At 70.7% G+C, this 15768-nt stretch carries 16 protein-coding genes; 11 read left to right on the top strand and 5 right to left on the bottom strand.

Going from position 1 to position 15768, the window contains the following annotated elements; all coding sequences use genetic code 11:
• The first annotated feature begins 146 nt into the window (after nucleotides 1-146).
• Nucleotides 147-641 carry a hypothetical protein gene (locus tag ACWDAG_RS33845; protein WP_450699369.1) on the top strand — a complete coding sequence of 165 codons (495 nt, stop codon included), beginning with the start codon at nucleotides 147-149 and terminating at the stop codon, nucleotides 639-641.
• A 108-nt stretch (nucleotides 642-749) separates the two neighbouring features.
• Here the strand turns inward: ACWDAG_RS33845 and ACWDAG_RS33840 are convergent, their stop codons facing one another.
• From ACWDAG_RS33840 to ACWDAG_RS33830, 3 genes are all read right to left on the bottom strand, one after another.
• Nucleotides 750-1304: a hypothetical protein gene (locus ACWDAG_RS33840; protein ID WP_450699368.1), complete on the bottom strand. Its 555-nt coding sequence runs from the start codon at nucleotides 1302-1304 to the stop codon at nucleotides 750-752.
• Between the two features lie 203 nt (nucleotides 1305-1507).
• A complete protein-coding gene (locus ACWDAG_RS33835; protein WP_450699367.1) occupies nucleotides 1508-2272 on the bottom strand; it encodes a bestrophin-like domain in 765 nt (254 codons plus the stop codon).
• A 16-nt stretch (nucleotides 2273-2288) separates the two neighbouring features.
• Nucleotides 2289-2417, bottom strand: a complete 129-nt coding sequence (locus ACWDAG_RS33830; RefSeq protein ID WP_389086028.1) for a hypothetical protein — start codon at nucleotides 2415-2417, stop codon at nucleotides 2289-2291.
• A 28-nt stretch (nucleotides 2418-2445) separates the two neighbouring features.
• On the opposite strand from ACWDAG_RS33830, the gene ACWDAG_RS33825 reads away from it, so the two are divergent.
• From ACWDAG_RS33825 to ACWDAG_RS33810, 4 genes are all read left to right on the top strand, one after another.
• On the top strand, nucleotides 2446-2727 hold the full coding sequence (locus tag ACWDAG_RS33825; protein ID WP_450699366.1) for a hypothetical protein: 282 nt from the start codon (nucleotides 2446-2448) through the stop codon (nucleotides 2725-2727).
• A 520-nt stretch (nucleotides 2728-3247) separates the two neighbouring features.
• Nucleotides 3248-4213, top strand: a complete 966-nt coding sequence (locus tag ACWDAG_RS33820; RefSeq protein ID WP_450699365.1) for an SCO0930 family lipoprotein — start codon at nucleotides 3248-3250, stop codon at nucleotides 4211-4213.
• A gap of 239 nt (nucleotides 4214-4452) precedes the next feature.
• Complete coding sequence (locus tag ACWDAG_RS33815; RefSeq protein WP_450699364.1) at nucleotides 4453-5265, top strand: SAM-dependent methyltransferase; 813 nt, start codon at nucleotides 4453-4455, stop codon at nucleotides 5263-5265.
• Nucleotides 5262-7397: a putative bifunctional diguanylate cyclase/phosphodiesterase gene (locus ACWDAG_RS33810; RefSeq protein ID WP_450699363.1), complete on the top strand. Its 2136-nt coding sequence runs from the start codon at nucleotides 5262-5264 to the stop codon at nucleotides 7395-7397. The genes ACWDAG_RS33815 and ACWDAG_RS33810 overlap by 4 nt, the downstream gene beginning before the upstream one ends.
• A gap of 14 nt (nucleotides 7398-7411) precedes the next feature.
• Here the strand turns inward: ACWDAG_RS33810 and ACWDAG_RS33805 are convergent, their stop codons facing one another.
• On the bottom strand, nucleotides 7412-8644 hold the full coding sequence (locus ACWDAG_RS33805; RefSeq protein WP_450699362.1) for an outer membrane protein assembly factor BamB family protein: 1233 nt from the start codon (nucleotides 8642-8644) through the stop codon (nucleotides 7412-7414).
• A 282-nt stretch (nucleotides 8645-8926) separates the two neighbouring features.
• Between ACWDAG_RS33805 and ACWDAG_RS33800 the strand changes: the two genes are divergently transcribed.
• A complete protein-coding gene (locus ACWDAG_RS33800) occupies nucleotides 8927-9427 on the top strand; it encodes a hypothetical protein (protein WP_450699361.1) in 501 nt (166 codons plus the stop codon).
• 13 nt (nucleotides 9428-9440) lie between these two features.
• On the opposite strand, the gene ACWDAG_RS33795 is transcribed toward ACWDAG_RS33800, so the two are convergent.
• Nucleotides 9441-10328, bottom strand: a complete 888-nt coding sequence (locus ACWDAG_RS33795; RefSeq protein ID WP_450699360.1) for a LysR family transcriptional regulator — start codon at nucleotides 10326-10328, stop codon at nucleotides 9441-9443.
• A 120-nt stretch (nucleotides 10329-10448) separates the two neighbouring features.
• Here ACWDAG_RS33795 and ACWDAG_RS33790 point away from each other — a divergent pair, with 120 nt between their 5' ends.
• From ACWDAG_RS33790 to ACWDAG_RS33770, 5 genes are all read left to right on the top strand, one after another.
• Complete coding sequence (locus ACWDAG_RS33790) at nucleotides 10449-11120, top strand: succinate dehydrogenase (RefSeq protein ID WP_450699435.1); 672 nt, start codon at nucleotides 10449-10451, stop codon at nucleotides 11118-11120.
• A gap of 2 nt (nucleotides 11121-11122) precedes the next feature.
• On the top strand, nucleotides 11123-13072 hold the full coding sequence (locus ACWDAG_RS33785; protein WP_450699359.1) for a fumarate reductase/succinate dehydrogenase flavoprotein subunit: 1950 nt from the start codon (nucleotides 11123-11125) through the stop codon (nucleotides 13070-13072).
• Nucleotides 13069-13815: a succinate dehydrogenase/fumarate reductase iron-sulfur subunit gene (locus ACWDAG_RS33780; RefSeq protein WP_351464859.1), complete on the top strand. Its 747-nt coding sequence runs from the start codon at nucleotides 13069-13071 to the stop codon at nucleotides 13813-13815. The genes ACWDAG_RS33785 and ACWDAG_RS33780 overlap by 4 nt, the downstream gene beginning before the upstream one ends.
• A gap of 327 nt (nucleotides 13816-14142) precedes the next feature.
• Complete coding sequence (locus tag ACWDAG_RS33775) at nucleotides 14143-14931, top strand: GNAT family N-acetyltransferase (protein WP_450699358.1); 789 nt, start codon at nucleotides 14143-14145, stop codon at nucleotides 14929-14931.
• A complete protein-coding gene (locus ACWDAG_RS33770) occupies nucleotides 14931-15743 on the top strand; it encodes a lysophospholipid acyltransferase family protein (protein WP_450699357.1) in 813 nt (270 codons plus the stop codon). Before ACWDAG_RS33775 ends, ACWDAG_RS33770 begins: the two co-directional genes overlap by 1 nt.
• The last annotated feature ends 25 nt before the right edge of the window (nucleotides 15744-15768 follow it).

Raw genomic sequence — 15768 nt, 5'->3', positions numbered from 1 at the left:
GATTATTGCTCGGCGTGTCCTCTCACCAGGACGGACCATCGCCGAAATGCGGGCACGTGCATCGCATCTGACTGTCTTTCTGGGAGGCGCTTTCTCGCCGACATTGCCGGGGAATGGGACCCGGGGCGCCTTCCGCGGAGGATCACATGAGCAGTCATCGTGCCCTGGCGGTCTCAGCCGCCGCGGTCGCCGTTCTGGGCCTCGCCGCACCGGCGGCCGTCGCCCGGGACGGCATGAACTTCAACCCGAGCAACATCGTCGCGCTGCCCAGTGTCATCGCCCGCGGCGGGCAGTTGACCATCACCGTCGACGGATGCCCGGGCGGAGCCACCGCGACCTCGGACGCGTTCCCGAGCACACAGCTGATGACGGTCGCAGGCAGCAACACGGCAAGGGGCACCGCGACGGTGAACCGGGACGCGAGAAACGGCTCGCACCCCATCACCGTCACCTGCGGTGGCAAGTCCCTGACCAACCCCGCCGCCTTCACCGTCATCGGTGGTGTCCAGGGCGGCTTCGGCGGCGGCAGCTCCACCGGGGCGACGCCGACCGACGTGGCCATCGGCGGCGGACTCGTGGCCGCGGCCGTCCTCGCCGGCGGAGCGTTCTGGCTGCGCCGGAGGTCCGAGAAGCGGATCTGACCCTTCTCCCTTCGGAGAGCGGACCGCACGTCAAGTCCGTGGAGAAGATCCCACGTTGAAGGGCCTTCGTCCCGATTCCCCAAGAGGAGTCGGGGCGATGGCCCTTTGTCAGGCACCTTCCTCGCCGCTGCGGCGGCGCGAGAGGTGGTACGCCGCCCCGACCGAGCCCGTGATGAGGGCGAGACCCATGCCGATCTCCCTGAGGTCGAACCCGGCGATGCCGCCGCCCACACCGGCGTGCACACCCCGGTGGGGGTGGACCGGGACCGGGACGGGGTCGACCGGCACCGGACTCGGGTGGTGCGGGCGGCCGCCCACGATGGTCAGATCCGTGGAGCCGCTCGCGCCGTCACAGGAGAACGTCACCTGATACACCGCACCCGGCTTCGCGTCCCGGTCCACCAACGCCGTCGCCCAGGACCGTCCCACCGGAATGACGACCGTGTCGAACACCACCGACGTGACCCTCGCAGGCCCCTTGCAGTCGCCGTCCCGGTTCACATGCAGCTTGACCTCGCTGCCCGCCGCGACGGTCGAGGGCAGCACGCTGAAGCCGAACGGCGTGATGGTGTGGCCGTCGTCTCGCGCGACGGCGGCGGGTACGGAGAGGGCGAGGGCGCTTATGCCCAGCAGAGCGGCCGAAGCAATGCGTATCGCGCGCATGGTGGTTCCTCCGGTCCCCGAGGAGCAGCTGCGGACCCGTTCCGCTGTGGGGCTGAATGCGCCTCGGTAACCGAAACGCTAGGAACGGGTGTCCGATCGCGCGATCGCTGTAGGGCGAATGGGGCAAACGCATGGGCCACCCAGGGGACGGCAGCGGCGTGGCGTGCTTCTCCCGGGTGGCCCGTCGTGTGACGGCCTGCCGGTCAGGCCCGGATCTGCGGGAAGAGGTTGAGGAAGGGGGCCGCCGACGCCGTGATGCCTCGGGTGTAGGGCGCGTCGAAGTCCCAGATGAGGAAGAGAAGGAACGCGATCAGGGCGGAGAACAGCCCCGCCAGTACCAGTTCGCGCGTGGTGCGCCGGATCTGCAGCGCGAAGACCATGCCGATGGTGATCACCGCCCCGGCGAGCAGCCCGAACCACACCACGCCCGGCATGGTCGCCCCCATGGAGTCGGCCCGAGCGCTGCGGGCCTGGTCCGCCGCGGTGACCTGGTCGAGGAGCGGCTGGTAGGCCTGGGCCTCGAAGTCGGACTTCGGCTGGTAGTCCGTGACGTCCTGGCGGATGCGGTCGAAGAGTGCGTCGCCGCGCCGGGTGACATGCCCGTCGTCGGCCATCGTCTTCCACTCCGTGTTCACGACGTGTCCGACATAGGCGTTGACATCGTCCCGAATACGGTCACGGATGTCGGCCGGATAGACCCGCACCCGCTCCGAGATCTCGTGCAGCGCGACGGCCTCCGTCTGCACATGGTCCTGGGCGGCGCTGCGGCCCTCCCACACCCCGGCGATGGCCAGGCCCAGGACGATGGCGTACACCACACCGATCCACATCGTCATGTACTCGATGACGTCCGGGGTCTCGCTGGGGTCCTCGTCCACGGGCGCGGCCCGGTGCCGCACGAAGGTGACGATGACCACCACGACGCAGGCGGCCAGCATCGCGAGGGTGAGAACAAGCCATTCCGACAAGAGATTCCTCCAGGAATCAGCGCGGCCGCAGCGCGGCGACGGCGATCACGGCGGGAACCGTGATGAGCAGGACAAAGGTGACGGGTGAAGGACCGCCGCGCGGCGACCGCTTGGGCGCCGGCGCCCGGTAGCGCGGATAGGTCACCGGGGCCAGGAACGTACGGTGGGCGGGCTTGGCCGACGGCTTCGGAGCGGGGGCCGGGGGCGGCGCGGCCGGGGGAGTGGTGCGCGGGCGCGGTGCCGCAGGCTTCGCAGCGGGCGGGGCAGGCAACGGCGGTTTCGGCCTCGGTGTCGGCTTCGGCGTCGGTTTCGGTGTCGGGGTGGGCGCCGGAGGCGGCGGCTTCGGCTCGGGCGGCGCGGGCCTGGGTGTCGGAGTCGGTGTGGGTGTCGGAGTGGGCGCGGGGCAGACCGGCGGGGTCGGCCAGGCAAGGTCCCCGGCAACCGCCACGGCCTGAGTGCCGTCCGGCCCGACCGAGGCATACGCACAGGCGTCGGCAGTCGCGACGCCGGTCGGCGCCCCCACCAGAAACCAGGTCAGCGATACGACGCAGGCCAGCCGCCCCCTATGGGGGCGCGGGGAACGGCGCGACAAGCCACGGCGGCGCCGCAGAAAAACGGCGACCGATGGCCCCCCATCGCGCGGAGCGCCACGCGCCAACGCCCGTTCAGCAAAGGCATTTTGAGTCGGTTCGGGTCCATACACGCCGAAGATCATGAGCCCTCGCGCACCGGGGCACGCCGTATCGCGCCGGGATTGGCTCGAACGGGGGACGAGCCCCGTACGACGGTTTGATCGCCGCGCACCCCGGCGCACAACAAAGCGCACGCAAGTGCGAACTCACCGCACCGGTGCCACAGGTTCCGAAAAGAAATTTGTGAGGCGGTTGAACACAACCGTGGGTCCCATTCGTACCCATGCTCGTGCGGCGACGCAGCAGGGCGCTGCAACACCTTTGCGATATTGGGGAGTTGACGATGAAGACCTCCTGGCGGAGCGCCTCACTCGTGGCAAGCGCTGCGGCCGTACTGGCGCTGACGACGGCGTGCGGTCAGGAAAGCGGCACATCGGCGGTGGGCAGCCAGAACGTGGGCGCCACCGCCGCGGCGGGCGATTACGGCAGCGTGGGCACCGGTGCCGGCGCGGGTGCGAGCGCCAGCCCCAGCAATGGCTACGGTGCCGACGGCCAGAAGTCCGGGGCCCAGGCCTCGGCCGCGGGCAAGCTTGCCGTCACCCAGAACGCCGAGCTCGGCAAGGTGCTGGCGGACGGCAACGGCATGACCCTGTACCGCTTCGACGAGGACACCGCCGAGCCGCCCAAGTCCAACTGCGACGGCGACTGTGCCAAGGCCTGGCCGCCGGTTTCCGCGGACGACGCCACGGCGGGCGCCGGCATCGACAAGGCGCTGCTCGGCGAGGTCACCCGGGCCGACGGCACCAAGCAGCTGACCGTCGGCGGCTGGCCGGCGTACCGCTATGCGAAGGACACCAAGGCCGGGGACGTGGCCGGTCAGGGTGTGGGCGGCAAGTGGTTCGCGCTGGCCCCCGACGGCAAGAAGGCCACCCTGGCGAGCCTGCCGGGACTGTCCGTGCGCAACGACCCCAAGCTGGGCGAGATCGTCGTCGACAAGAACGGCATGACGGTCTACCGCTTCCTGAAGGACGTGGCCTGGCCGAAGCCGATCTCCAACTGCACCGGTTCCTGCCTGGAGAAGTGGCCGGCGGTCGGGATCGTCTCCAAGGACGACACCAAGGGCATCGAGAAGAAGGGCCTGATGGGCTTCACCCGGCCCGACGGCGTCAAGCAGATGACCGTCGACTGCTGGCCGGCATACACGTTCTCCGGCGACACCAAGCCCGGGGACATCAACGGCCAGGGTGTGGGCGGCACCTGGTACGCCATGTCGCCCGACGGAAAGCCGGTCGGCGCGCCGAAGAAGTAGCCATCACCTCCCCAGGGTTGATTGCACCGGACAGCGCGCTCGGCCCCCGTCCGCCCCCTCCGCACCGCACGGAGGGGGCGGACTCTTTGGCGTTTTACGGCTTTTCGACGGGCGAATGCGGCAAGTGCCGCAGGCAGTGACCGGGAACGGACGGTCAATTTCCGTTTGGGCTCGCCCCGTTGGCAGGCGATCAGTAGCCTCAGCTCGAACACCGGATCGCCTACGCCTTGGAGAGATAGATGGAGCGTCCCGCCTGGGCCCCACGGAGCATCGACATCTCGGTGCCCAGCGTCTCGCGGATCTACGACTACTACCTGGGCGGCTCGCACAACTTCGAGGTCGACCGGGAAGCGGCCCGCAAGGCGATGGAGTTCATGCCGGGACTTCCGAAGATCATGCAGGCGAACCGGGCGTTCATGCGGCGCGCGGTGCGCTTCGCGGTCGACGAGGGCATCGACCAGTTCCTGGACATCGGCTCCGGCATCCCCACCTTCGGAAACGTCCACGAGGTGGCGCAGGCCGCGAACCCCGGCGCGCGCGTGGTGTACGTCGACCACGACCCGGTGGCCGTCGCGCACAGCCAGGCGGTCCTCGCGGGCAACGACGGCACGGGAGTCGTCGCCGCCGACCTCCGAAAGCCCCAGGAGATCCTCGCGAGCGCCGAAGTGGAGCGCCTGATCGACCCGAATCGGCCAGTGGCGCTGCTTCTCGTTGCCATACTGCACTTCGTGGAAGACGCGGACGACCCGTACGAGGCGGTGGCCGAGTTGCGCGACGCGCTCGCGCCGGGCAGCCTGCTCGTCCTCACGCACGCCTCGTACGAGGGCATCCCGCTGCCGGCGGAGCGGGCCGAGGGCGCGGTGGACGTGTACAAGGACATCCGCAACCCGCTGATCATGCGCTCGCGCGACGAGATCGCGCGGTTCTTCGAGGGGTACGACATGGTGGAACCGGGACTGGTGGCGCCGCCGCTGTGGCGGCCGCAGGAGGCGGCGGAGGACGAGGATCCGTATGCCTTCTCCGGGTTCGCCGGCGTGGGGCGTACGGCGTGATCGCGGAGCCGGACGGGCAGCAGGACAGACTGCGGAGGTTCGCGACGATCTGGAGCCGGGCGGTGTTCCCGGTGACCTCGACGTCGCTGACCAGGCCGGAGTTCGAGGAGCAACTCCTGCCGCTGGCCCGTCGCCTGAGCCAGGCGCTGCACACCCGCACCCTCGACGCCGACACGGGCAGGGAGGTCGGTGCCGCCCTGGTCGCCGCGCACTGCACCGACCCGGACGCGCTCACCCGCACCCTGGACTGCGTCGACGCCTACCTGGTGCTCTACTGCGGCGAGGGCGGCGACCAGGAGGAGATGCGGGCGCGTTCCTCGCGGCTGCAGCACGCCATGGCCGCCGGGTTCGCCGGGGCGCTGCGCGAGCGGACGCTGGCCGAGCAGGAGGCGATCTCCGCGGCCGCCCTGAAGGCGCAGGGCGTGGTGGCACAGGCGCTGCACGCCACCGAGGCCCGCTTCCGCGCGGTCTTCGAGGGCGCGGCCATAGGAATCGGCATCGCCGACCTGGAAGGCAACATCCTCCAGGTCAACGGCGCACTGCTGCGCATGTTCGGCATCACGGACGCGATGGCCCACGGCCGCAAGGTCCAGGAGTGGACCCACCCCGAGGACGCACCGCAGACCTGGAAGCTCTACGACGAGCTCGTCCGCGGCGAGCGCGAGCATTACCACGTCGAAAAGGCCTTCTACCGACCTGACGGAACGGTCCTGTGGACCAACCTGACGGTCTCCCTGCTGCGCGACGCGGACGGCATCCCGCAGTACCAGCTCGCCCTCATGGAGGACACCACCGAGCGGCGGCTGCTCAACCTCCGGCTGCGCTACGAGGCCACGCACGACGCGCTCACCGGACTGCCCAACCGCACCTTCTTCTTCGAACGCCTGGAGAAGGCGCTGGGCGCCGGCCGGGGCCAGCGCTACGGCCTGTGCTACCTGGACCTGGACGGCTTCAAGACCATCAACGACAGCCTCGGCCACGCGGCCGGCGACCGGCTGCTCGTCGAGGTCGCGGACCGGTTGCAGGGGTGTGCGACCGCGCCCGGCGAGATGGTCGCCCGGCTCGGCGGCGACGAGTTCGTGGCGCTGACCACCGGCCCCGACACCGAGCACGAGGTCGACGAGCTCGCCGCCCGCATCATGAACGCCCTCGTCGCCCCGATCAGCATCGACGGCCGGGAACTGACCGTGCGCGGCAGCATCGGCATCGTCGAGGGCCCGGCCGGGCAGCGCAGCCCGGCGGAGGTGCTGCGCAGCGCGGACATCACCATGTACCGGGCCAAGTCGGCGGGCGGCAACCGCTTCGAGCTCGCCGACGAGGAGGCCGACGCCCGCGCCATCACCCGGCACGGCCTGACCACCGCGCTTCCGGCGGCTCTGGACCGGGGCGAGTTCTTCATCGAGTACCAGCCGCTGGTCCACCTCGGCGACGGCAGCGTGCGCGGCGCCGAGGCCCTGGTGCGCTGGCTGCACCCGCAGCACGGCATCCTCGGCCCGGACCGCTTCATCCCGCTCGCCGAGCACACCGGCCTGATCGTGCCGCTCGGCCGCTGGGTCCTGGAACAGTCCGTCCGCCAGGCCCGCGAATGGCGAGAACGGTACGACGACGCGGGCCCCCTGCGTATCAACGTCAACCTCTCGCCCTGCCAGCTCACCCACCCCGGTCTGGTCCAGGACACCGTCGACATCCTGGAGCGCGCGGGCGTCGACCCGGACGCGCTCTGCCTGGAGGTCACCGAGTCGGCGCTGATCGGCGCCGACGACGACCTCCTCAAGCCCCTGCGCCGGCTCGCCGAGATGGGTGTCGACATCGCCCTCGACGACTTCGGCACCGGCTACTCGAACCTGGCGAACCTGCGCCGCCTCCCGGTCAGCATCCTCAAGCTGGACCGCTCCTTCACCCAGAGCATGCAACAGTTCCCGGCGGACCCCGTCGACCTCAAGATCGTCGAAGGGATCGTCGCGCTCGCCCACAGCCTCGACCTCGCGGTGACGGTGGAGGGCGTGGAAACCGGAGCCCAGGCCGAGCAGTTGCGGATACTGGGCTGCGACACGGCCCAGGGCTGGTACTACGCCCGCCCCGGCCCGCCGGACCGGCTGCACGAGCTGGCGCTGGTGGACGCGACGGGCTGAGTCCCGCACCGGTCCTAGGGCAGCGGCACCGAGCGCAGGGAACCGTGGGTACGGGCCATGACGACGACGTGGCCCGTGTCCCCGCCCGGTGCGAAGACCAGGGGGTATTCGCCGGCTCTGGTCTGCGAGTACGCCGCGGACATCCGGGGCGCGGCGGCTCCGGTCCCCTGCGGACCGGCGTGCAGGTCGATCGTGATCACGCGGTCCCGCTTGGCGCGGTCGTTGCGGGGCGTGAAGGTCACGAACCGTCCGGCGGTCACGGTGGCGTCCGCCTCGGTGGCGTACGTGCTCCACAGTTTGCGGTCGTTCTCGAGGTCGTACGCGTACCAGTTGCCCGCGCTCGTGTCCTCGGCGCCGGCCTCGTACAGCACCAGGATCCCGTCGTCGGAGATCACCCCGCGTACGGGCTTGTCGGCCGTGTTCCTCGGGGTCGGCAGCGGTCTCAGCGTCGCTGGATCCAGGCGCCGCATGGGTGCGAAGGTGTCCCCGGCGGAGTACGGGCTGCCGGTGCAGACCAGGTAGTGGCCGCCGGTGACGAGGTGCGGGCACTCGATGCCTGTCGGGCTGGTCGCCACGGTGGCGCCGGTGCGGGCGTCGCGAGCGGTGACCCGGGCGCCGTCGGCGGTGTAGACGCGGCCCCGGAAGGCGGCCAGGTGTTCGCCCGTCGTCCAGGCGACGGTCCGGTGCCAGAGGGGCGTGCCGTCGGATGCGCGAACGGCGTCGAGAACGGGGGTGTGGGTGAAGGGATCCGATGCCCCGAGAGCGTAGACGATTCCCTCCGCAGCGCCGAGAGCCAAGTAGGTGCGGCCGGTGGGCAGTTGACGGGTCCAGGCCTGCGCACCCGTGCGCAGGTTCGCCGCGCGGAGCACACCCGCGACCCCGGTCACGGCCCGTTCGTCGACCGCGTCGACCACCAGTCCGGCGCTCTTGCCGTGGTCGCCCGCGGGCACCGTCCAGGTGATACGGCCGTCGGCCCGCGAACGCCCCACGAACCCGCCGGAGTCGGTCGCGCACACCACCTGGTGCGCCGTGGCGCCGCAACTGCCGTGGGCCTCCTGGCTGGAGAGGGTCACCGCCCAGGCGCGCCACGGGCCGGAGACTGACGTCGAGCTCGTCTCCACCGTCGGCCCGGAGCCGCCGGACGGCGACGAGACGGCCGGACTCTTCGGCCCGCCGGACGCGGTGTTCCCCGCGCACCCCACCAGCACCAGCAGTGCCGCGCCCACCGCAACGATGTGCCGTTTCATCCCGCCCACCCCCGTCTGAGAGCCCCATGCTACGACCGCTCGGCGCTCCAGCAGCATCCGCTGCAACTCACGTGCCACCCGCGCAACCCGGTTGTGGACGCGCCGGGTTGGAGCGCGAGGATGCGCGGGTGAACGATGAAACCGACGCGGTGAACCAGGCGATCGCGCTCCCGTCGCTCGGACTCGTCAAACGCCTTCTGCACCACTCGTCCACCGCCGCGATGGCACGTCGCACTGATATTCGCATGCGAACCGGATCGGGCGCGTGTCACAGTCACGGGCGTGACCTTGATGGACGTACTCGTCGCCTTCGCCCGATCCGCGCGGATCGGGCCCCTGCACTGCGGGATGCCCCTGGCGGAAGCCGAGGAACTCCTTGGCGCGGGACGCCCGCACCCCGCCATCATCATGAAGGGGCCCGACATCGACGGGTACCCCTACTCCTGGGACGGGCTCGAGCTGGTCGTCACCCAGCGGCGGGTCAGTGCAATCTGGATCAGGCTGCGGCCCGGATCGACCGCGAAGCTCCCCTCGCTCGTCCTGCCCGAATCAGAGTCGTTCGAGGCCACCGTGGACCGCGAGGAACTGGTTGCGGCCCTGGACACTGCGGGCTGTGAGCATCAGGTCAACGATGCCCTCACCTTCGGCGGGCAGTCCAGCATCCTCACCCGGCCCGCCCACGTGTGCGCGGTCTTCAGCCTCCCCGGCCGGGACAACCACGTGCCTCACCGCGACCGTCACTATCTCGGCGTGATGCACCATCACGCAGCCGTACGTCCGTAGAACGTCCGCCGGCTCACCGCTCCAACAGCATCCGCTGCAACTCCCGAGCCGCCCGCGGCGGAGCCACGTCGCTGCGGTGGGCCAGGGCGATCGTGCGGTGGAGGCCGGGGCGGGCCAGGGGGGTGACCCGTAGGCCCCGGCCGGAACGGGTCGCGACCATGCGGGGGACGACGGCCACGCCGAGGCCCGCGCGGACGAAGCCCAGTACCGCGTCCATCTCACCGCCCTCCACCGCGAAGTCCGGCTCGAAGCCCTCGGCGCGGCACGCGGCCACGGTCAGTTCGCGCAGGTCGTAGCCGTGCCGGAACATGACCAGGGGTCCGCTCTCCAGGTCGGCGATGCGGACGGTCCGCCGTCCCGGGCCGGCGGGCGCGGGCGACTCCGGGGACGACACCACGACCAGGTCCTCGCGCAGCAGTTCCACCGTCGTCAGCGCGGGGGAGGGGGACGGCAGCGGCAGCACGACCAGCGCCAAGTCCAGGGCGCCGCGGGCGAGTTCCCGTACGAGATCGTGGGAGCCGCCTTCCTCGATCAGCAGCCGGATGCCGGGATAGCGGTCGTGGAAGGCGCGCAGGACGTCGGGCAGCAGGCCCGTGCACAGGCTCGGGGTCGCGCCCAGCCGGACCCGGCCGCTGCGCAGCTGCACCAGCTCCTGCACCTCGTGCCGGGCCGTGTCCGCGTCGGCCAGGATGCGCCGGGCCAGCGGCAGCAGGGCCTCACCCGCGTCGGTGAGGGTGATGTTGCCGCGCGCCCGCAGGAACAGATCGGCCCCGAGCTCCCGCTCCAGCGCCTTGATCTGCTGGGACAGCGACGGCTGCGCGACATGGACCAGGTCCGCGGCCCGGGTGAAGTGCCGCGTCTCGGCGACCGCCACGAAGTACTGGAGCTGCTGGAACTGCATCCTCGTACGATAGCCGCTGGCTATGGAATCAAGCCGGACCATGTCTTGGACCGATCGGGACCTTCGGCCCTAGCGTCTTGAGCCATGGCTCTGGCAACGCGGACGGACCGACGGCCGTCGATGGCGCGCACGGTGTGGGACAGCTCCGTCGGCAAGAAGACAGTGATGGCCGTCAGCGGCATGATCATGCTGCTGTACCTGGTCGCCCACGTGATCGGTAACCTCAAGATCTTCTTCGGGGCCGGCGAGTTCAACCACTACGCGCACTGGCTGCGTACCGTGGGCGAGCCCTTCATGCACTACGAGTGGACGCTGTGGCTGGTCCGCGTCGTGCTGATCGTCGCCGTCGTCGCGCACGCCGTCTCCGCGTACCAGCTCAGCCGCCGCGACATCAAGGCACGGCCCAGCAAGTACGTCCACAAGAAGGCCAGGGCCAGTTATGCGACGCGGACCATGCGGTGGGGCGGGGTCATCCTCGGCCTGTTCATCGTGTGGCACATCCTGGACCTGACCACCGGCACCGTGCACTCGGGCGGCTTCCAGGAGGGCCACCCGTACCAGAACGTCGTGGACACCTTCTCCACCTGGTACGGCAATGTCATCTACATCGTCGCGATGCTCGCCCTGGGCCTGCACATCCGGCACGGCTTCTGGAGCGCGGTCCAGACCCTCGGCGTCGGCAGCCGCAGCCGCGACCGCGCGCTCAAGGCCGTCGCCAACGTCCTCGCACTGCTGCTCACGGCCGGCTTCATCGCCGTACCCGTGGGCGTCATGACCGGAGTGGTGAGCTGAACATGACCGACTTCGCGGACTACAACACCGGGGATCCCGTCGTCGACGGCAAGGCCCCTTCCGGCCCGATCAACGAGCGCTGGGACAAGCGGCGTTTCGAGGCCAAGCTGGTCAACCCGGCCAACCGGCGCAAGCACACGGTGATCGTGGTCGGCACGGGGCTGGCAGGCGGTTCGGCGGGCGCCACGCTCGCCGAACAGGGCTACCACGTCGTCCAGTTCTGCTACCAGGACTCCCCGCGCCGCGCCCACTCGATCGCCGCGCAGGGCGGCATCAACGCCGCCAAGAACTACCGCAACGACGGCGACTCCATCCACCGGCTGTTCTACGACACCGTCAAGGGCGGCGACTTCCGCGCCCGCGAGTCGAACGTGCACCGGCTCGCGCAGATCTCCGTGGAGATCATCGACCAGTGCGTGGCCCAGGGCGTGCCCTTCGCCCGGGAGTACGGCGGCCTGCTCGACACCCGCTCCTTCGGCGGCGTACAGGTCTCGCGGACCTTCTACGCCCGCGGACAGACGGGCCAGCAGCTGCTGCTCGGCGCGTACCAGGCGCTGAGCCGGCAGATCGCCGCGGGCAACATCGAGATGCACCCGCGTACCGAGATGCTCGACCTGATCGTCGTCGACGGGAAGGCGCGCGGCATCGTGGCGCGCGACCTGATCACGGGCCGCATCGACACCTACTTCGCGGACGCCGTCGTCCTCGCCAGCGGCGGCTACGGCAACGTCTTCTACCTGTCGACGAACGCCATGAACTCCAACGCCACCGCCATCTGGCGGGCCCACCGGCGCGGCGCCTACTTCGCCAACCCCTGCTTCACCCAGATCCATCCGACCTGCATCCCGCGCACCGGCGACCACCAGTCCAAGCTCACCCTGATGAGCGAGTCGCTGCGCAACGACGGCCGGATCTGGGTGCCCAGGGTCAAGGGCGACGACCGGCCGCCGAACAAGATCCCCGAAGACGAGCGCGACTACTACCTGGAGCGCATCTACCCGTCCTTCGGCAACCTGGTCCCGCGCGACATCGCCTCCCGCGCCGCGAAGAACGTCTGCGACGAGGGCAGGGGAGTGGGCCCCGGCGGGCAGGGCGTCTACCTGGACTTCGCCGACGCCATCCAGCGGATGGGCCGCAAGGCGGTCGAGGAGAAGTACGGCAACCTCTTCGACATGTACGCGCGGATCACCGCCGAGGACCCGTACACCGTCCCGATGCGGATCTACCCCGCCGTGCACTACACGATGGGCGGACTGTGGGTCGACTACGACCTCCAGACCACCGTCCCGGGCCTGTTCGCGATCGGCGAGGCCAACTTCTCCGACCACGGCGCGAACCGCCTCGGCGCCTCCGCACTGATGCAGGGCCTGGCCGACGGCTACTTCGTCTTGCCCGCGACCATCAACGACTACCTCGCCCGCAACCCGCACCACGAGCCGGTCACCGTCCAACACCCGGTCGTCCAGGAGGTGTTGGCGGAGACCCAGGACCGTCTCAACCTCCTGCTGTCCGTGGACGGCGACCGTACGCCCGACTCCTTCCACCGCGAAGTCGGCGAACTCATGTGGGAGTTCTGCGGTATGGCCCGTACGGACTCCGGTCTGCGCAAGGCGCTGGAGCGCATCCCGCAGATCCGCGAGGAGTTCTGGCGGCGCATCAAGGTGCCCGGCACCGGCGAGGAGTTCAACCAGTCGCTGGAGAAGGCCAACCGCGTCGTCGACTACCTCGAACTTGCCGAACTCATGTGCCTGGACGCACTGCACCGGGCGGAGTCCTGCGGCGGCCACTTCCGCGAGGAGTCCCAGACGCCGGACGGTGAAGCCGCCCGCCGGGACGACGAGTTCGCGTACGCGGCCGCGTGGGAGTTCACCGGCACCGGCGAGGCCCCGACCCTGCACAAGGAAGACCTGGTCTTCGAGTACGTCCACCCCACTCAGCGGAGCTACGCATGAAGCTCACCCTGCGCGTCTGGCGGCAGCAGAACGCCGACGCCGAAGGCGCCATGTCCACGTACGAGGTGGACGGCATCTCCTCCGACATGTCGTTCCTGGAGATGCTCGACACCCTCAACGAGGAACTCATCCTCAAGGGCGAGGACCCGGTCGCCTTCGACCACGACTGCCGCGAGGGCATCTGCGGTGCCTGTTCGCTCGTCATCAACGGCGACGCGCACGGGCCCGAGCGCACCACCACCTGCCAGCTGCACATGCGGTCCTTCCGGGACGGCGACACGATCGACATCGAGCCCTGGCGGGCCTCCGCCTTCCCGGTGATCAAGGACCTGGTCGTGGACCGGTCGGCGTTCGACCGGATCATCCAGTCCGGCGGCTACATCACCGCCCCGACCGGCTCCGCACCCGAGGCCCACGCCACGCCCGTACCCAAGCCGGACGCCGACTTCGCGTTCGAGCACGCCGAGTGCATCGGGTGCGGGGCGTGCGTGGCGGCCTGCCCGAACGGGGCGGCGATGCTCTTCACCTCCGCCAAGATCAACCATCTGAACGTGCTGCCGCAGGGCGCGCCCGAGCGCGAGACGCGCGTGCTGGACATGGTGGCGCAGATGGACGAAGAGGGCTTCGGGGGCTGCACGTTGACCGGGGAGTGCGCGACCGCCTGCCCGAAGGGCATTCCGCTGGTGTCCATCACGAGCATGAACAAGGAGTGGCTGCGGGCTACGCGAAAGGTTGCGCGGTAGCGCCGTAGGGGACCGATTGTCGGGCGGCTGCGGGTTGTTCGTGGTTGCTCGCGCCCGCGCGGCGGAGCCGCATATCGGCGCAGCCCCGCGCCCCTTAATGGGGCGCTGCAGTGAACGTTCGCCGAAATTGTGCGGACGGGCGGGGTCGGGAGGTGCTCCCTGGCCCCGTCTCGCTTATGTGCGGCGAGCCGTTCAACAACCCCACACCCGCTCTCTCTGCGTCTGTCACGCGAAGGTCAGCCGGCGTCGGAAGAACAGGGGCGGCAGATCACGCGCCAACGGTCTGCTCCCGATCCGCCGCCCCCGGCCGTCGACCTGGAGAGAGCCATGACCGGCGTCACCACCCTGGACCGTCCCCCGAAGCCAGCCGCACCCACCCGCTACACCGTCTCCATCGCCCGCGACGAGGCCGACGTGCGTGCCGCGCAGCGGCTGCGCTACGAGGTCTTCGCCGGCGAGATGGGGGCCCTGCTGTCCACCCCGCAGCCCGGCCACGACATCGACGCCTTCGACGCATACTGCGACCACCTGCTGGTCCGCGAGGAGATCACCGGGCAGGTCGTCGGCACCTACCGGCTGCTGCCGCCGGAGCGCGCCGCGGTCGCCGGACGGCTCTACTCCGAGGGCGAGTTCGACCTGACCGCCCTCGACGCGATCCGCCCCGGCCTGGTCGAGGTCGGCCGCTCCTGCGTCCACCCGGACCACCGCGACGGCGCCGTCATCAGCCTCATCTGGGCCGGGATCGCCCGCTACATGGTCGACCGCGGTCACGAGTGGCTGGCGGGCTGCTGCTCCATCCCGCTCGCCGACGGCGGCGCGCTCGCCGCCGCCACCTGGGAGAAGGTGCGGGGCAAGTACCTGGCCCCGGAGGAGTACCGGGTACGGCCGCTGCTGCCCTGGGTTCCGGCCGCCGAGACCCCCGCCGCCGAGACCCCCGCCGCCGCCTCCGCCGAGCTGCCCGCACTGCTGCGCGGCTACCTCCGCCTCGGTGCCTGGGTGTGCGCGCAGCCCGCCCACGACCCGGACTTCGGGGTCGCCGACCTGTATGTCCTGCTGTCGATGCGCCGGGTCAACCCGCGCTATCTGCGGCACTTCCTCTCCCTCGTGCCCGCCTGATGAGCGTCTGGCAGCCCAGCGCGCCCTGCACCCCGGGGGCGTGCATAGAGGCCACGGGGTCCGCCACGGCCGTACCGCGCGCCGTGCTGCGGATGGCGGCGGTCGTGGCCCTGGTGCTCGCCGGGGTCGTACTGTCGCCGCTCGGCGGGAGGATCCCCGCCGAGCTGGTGAAGCGGTGGTGCCGGTGGATCGTACGGGCCGCAGGGGTCCAGGTCCGTATCACCGGCACCGCCGCGCCCACCGGGGGACTGCTCCTGGTCGCCAACCACATCTCCTGGCTGGACATCCCGCTGCTCGCCGCCGTCCGCCCGGCCCGCATGCTCGCCAAGTCCGACATCCGGGGCTGGCCCGTGGCGGGCCCGCTGACGGCGCGGAGCGGCGCGCTGTTCATCGACCGCAACCGGCTGCGCGCCCTGCCGGAAACCGTCGCCCGCATCGCGGACGCGCTGCGCGACGGGCAGGCCGTCGGGGTCTTCCCCGAGGGCAGCACCTGGTGCGGACGCGCCCAGGGCACCTTCCGCCGCGCCGTCTTCCAGGCCGCCCTCGACGCGGGCGTTCCCGTACAGCCGGTACGCCTGCGCTACCGGATCGCCGGGGGTGCGGCCGCCAGCACGCAGCCCGCCTTCATCGGCGACGACTCGCTGCTGGCGTCGGTATGGCGGGTGGTGTCGGCCCGGGGGCTGGTGGCCGAGGTCGAGGTACGGGAGGCCATCGCGCCCGGCAGCCACCCGGACCGCCGCTCACTGGCCCGCGCCGCCCAGCCCGGGGCGACGGCTCAAGCAGACTGGATCCACGCCGCGTTGGTGGCGTAGGCGCCCCGGCCCGTCCCGCGGTGCC

The sequence above is a fragment of the Streptomyces sp. NPDC001157 genome, from assembly GCF_053598255.1.
The sequence above is the reverse complement of the archived record's forward strand: the minus strand, read 5'-3'. Positions and strand labels throughout refer to the sequence as shown.

Bases quoted from the DNA above. Each gene is read 5' to 3' on its own strand.
- ACWDAG_RS33845 (WP_450699369.1), top strand. From the start codon at position 147: ATGAGCAGTCATCGTGCCCTGGCGGTCTCAGCCGCCGCGGTCGCCGTT.
- ACWDAG_RS33840 (WP_450699368.1), bottom strand. From the start codon at position 1,304: ATGCGCGCGATACGCATTGCTTCGGCCGCTCTGCTGGGCATAAGCGCC.
- ACWDAG_RS33820 (WP_450699365.1), top strand. From the start codon at position 3,248: ATGAAGACCTCCTGGCGGAGCGCCTCACTCGTGGCAAGCGCTGCGGCC.
- ACWDAG_RS33815 (WP_450699364.1), top strand. From the start codon at position 4,453: ATGGAGCGTCCCGCCTGGGCCCCACGGAGCATCGACATCTCGGTGCCC.
- ACWDAG_RS33805 (WP_450699362.1), bottom strand. From the start codon at position 8,644: ATGAAACGGCACATCGTTGCGGTGGGCGCGGCACTGCTGGTGCTGGTG.
- ACWDAG_RS33795 (WP_450699360.1), bottom strand. From the start codon at position 10,328: ATGCAGTTCCAGCAGCTCCAGTACTTCGTGGCGGTCGCCGAGACGCGG.
- ACWDAG_RS33790 (WP_450699435.1), top strand. From the start codon at position 10,449: ATGGCGCGCACGGTGTGGGACAGCTCCGTCGGCAAGAAGACAGTGATG.
- ACWDAG_RS33785 (WP_450699359.1), top strand. From the start codon at position 11,123: ATGACCGACTTCGCGGACTACAACACCGGGGATCCCGTCGTCGACGGC.
- ACWDAG_RS33780 (WP_351464859.1), top strand. From the start codon at position 13,069: ATGAAGCTCACCCTGCGCGTCTGGCGGCAGCAGAACGCCGACGCCGAA.
- ACWDAG_RS33775 (WP_450699358.1), top strand. From the start codon at position 14,143: ATGACCGGCGTCACCACCCTGGACCGTCCCCCGAAGCCAGCCGCACCC.
- ACWDAG_RS33770 (WP_450699357.1), top strand. From the start codon at position 14,931: ATGAGCGTCTGGCAGCCCAGCGCGCCCTGCACCCCGGGGGCGTGCATA.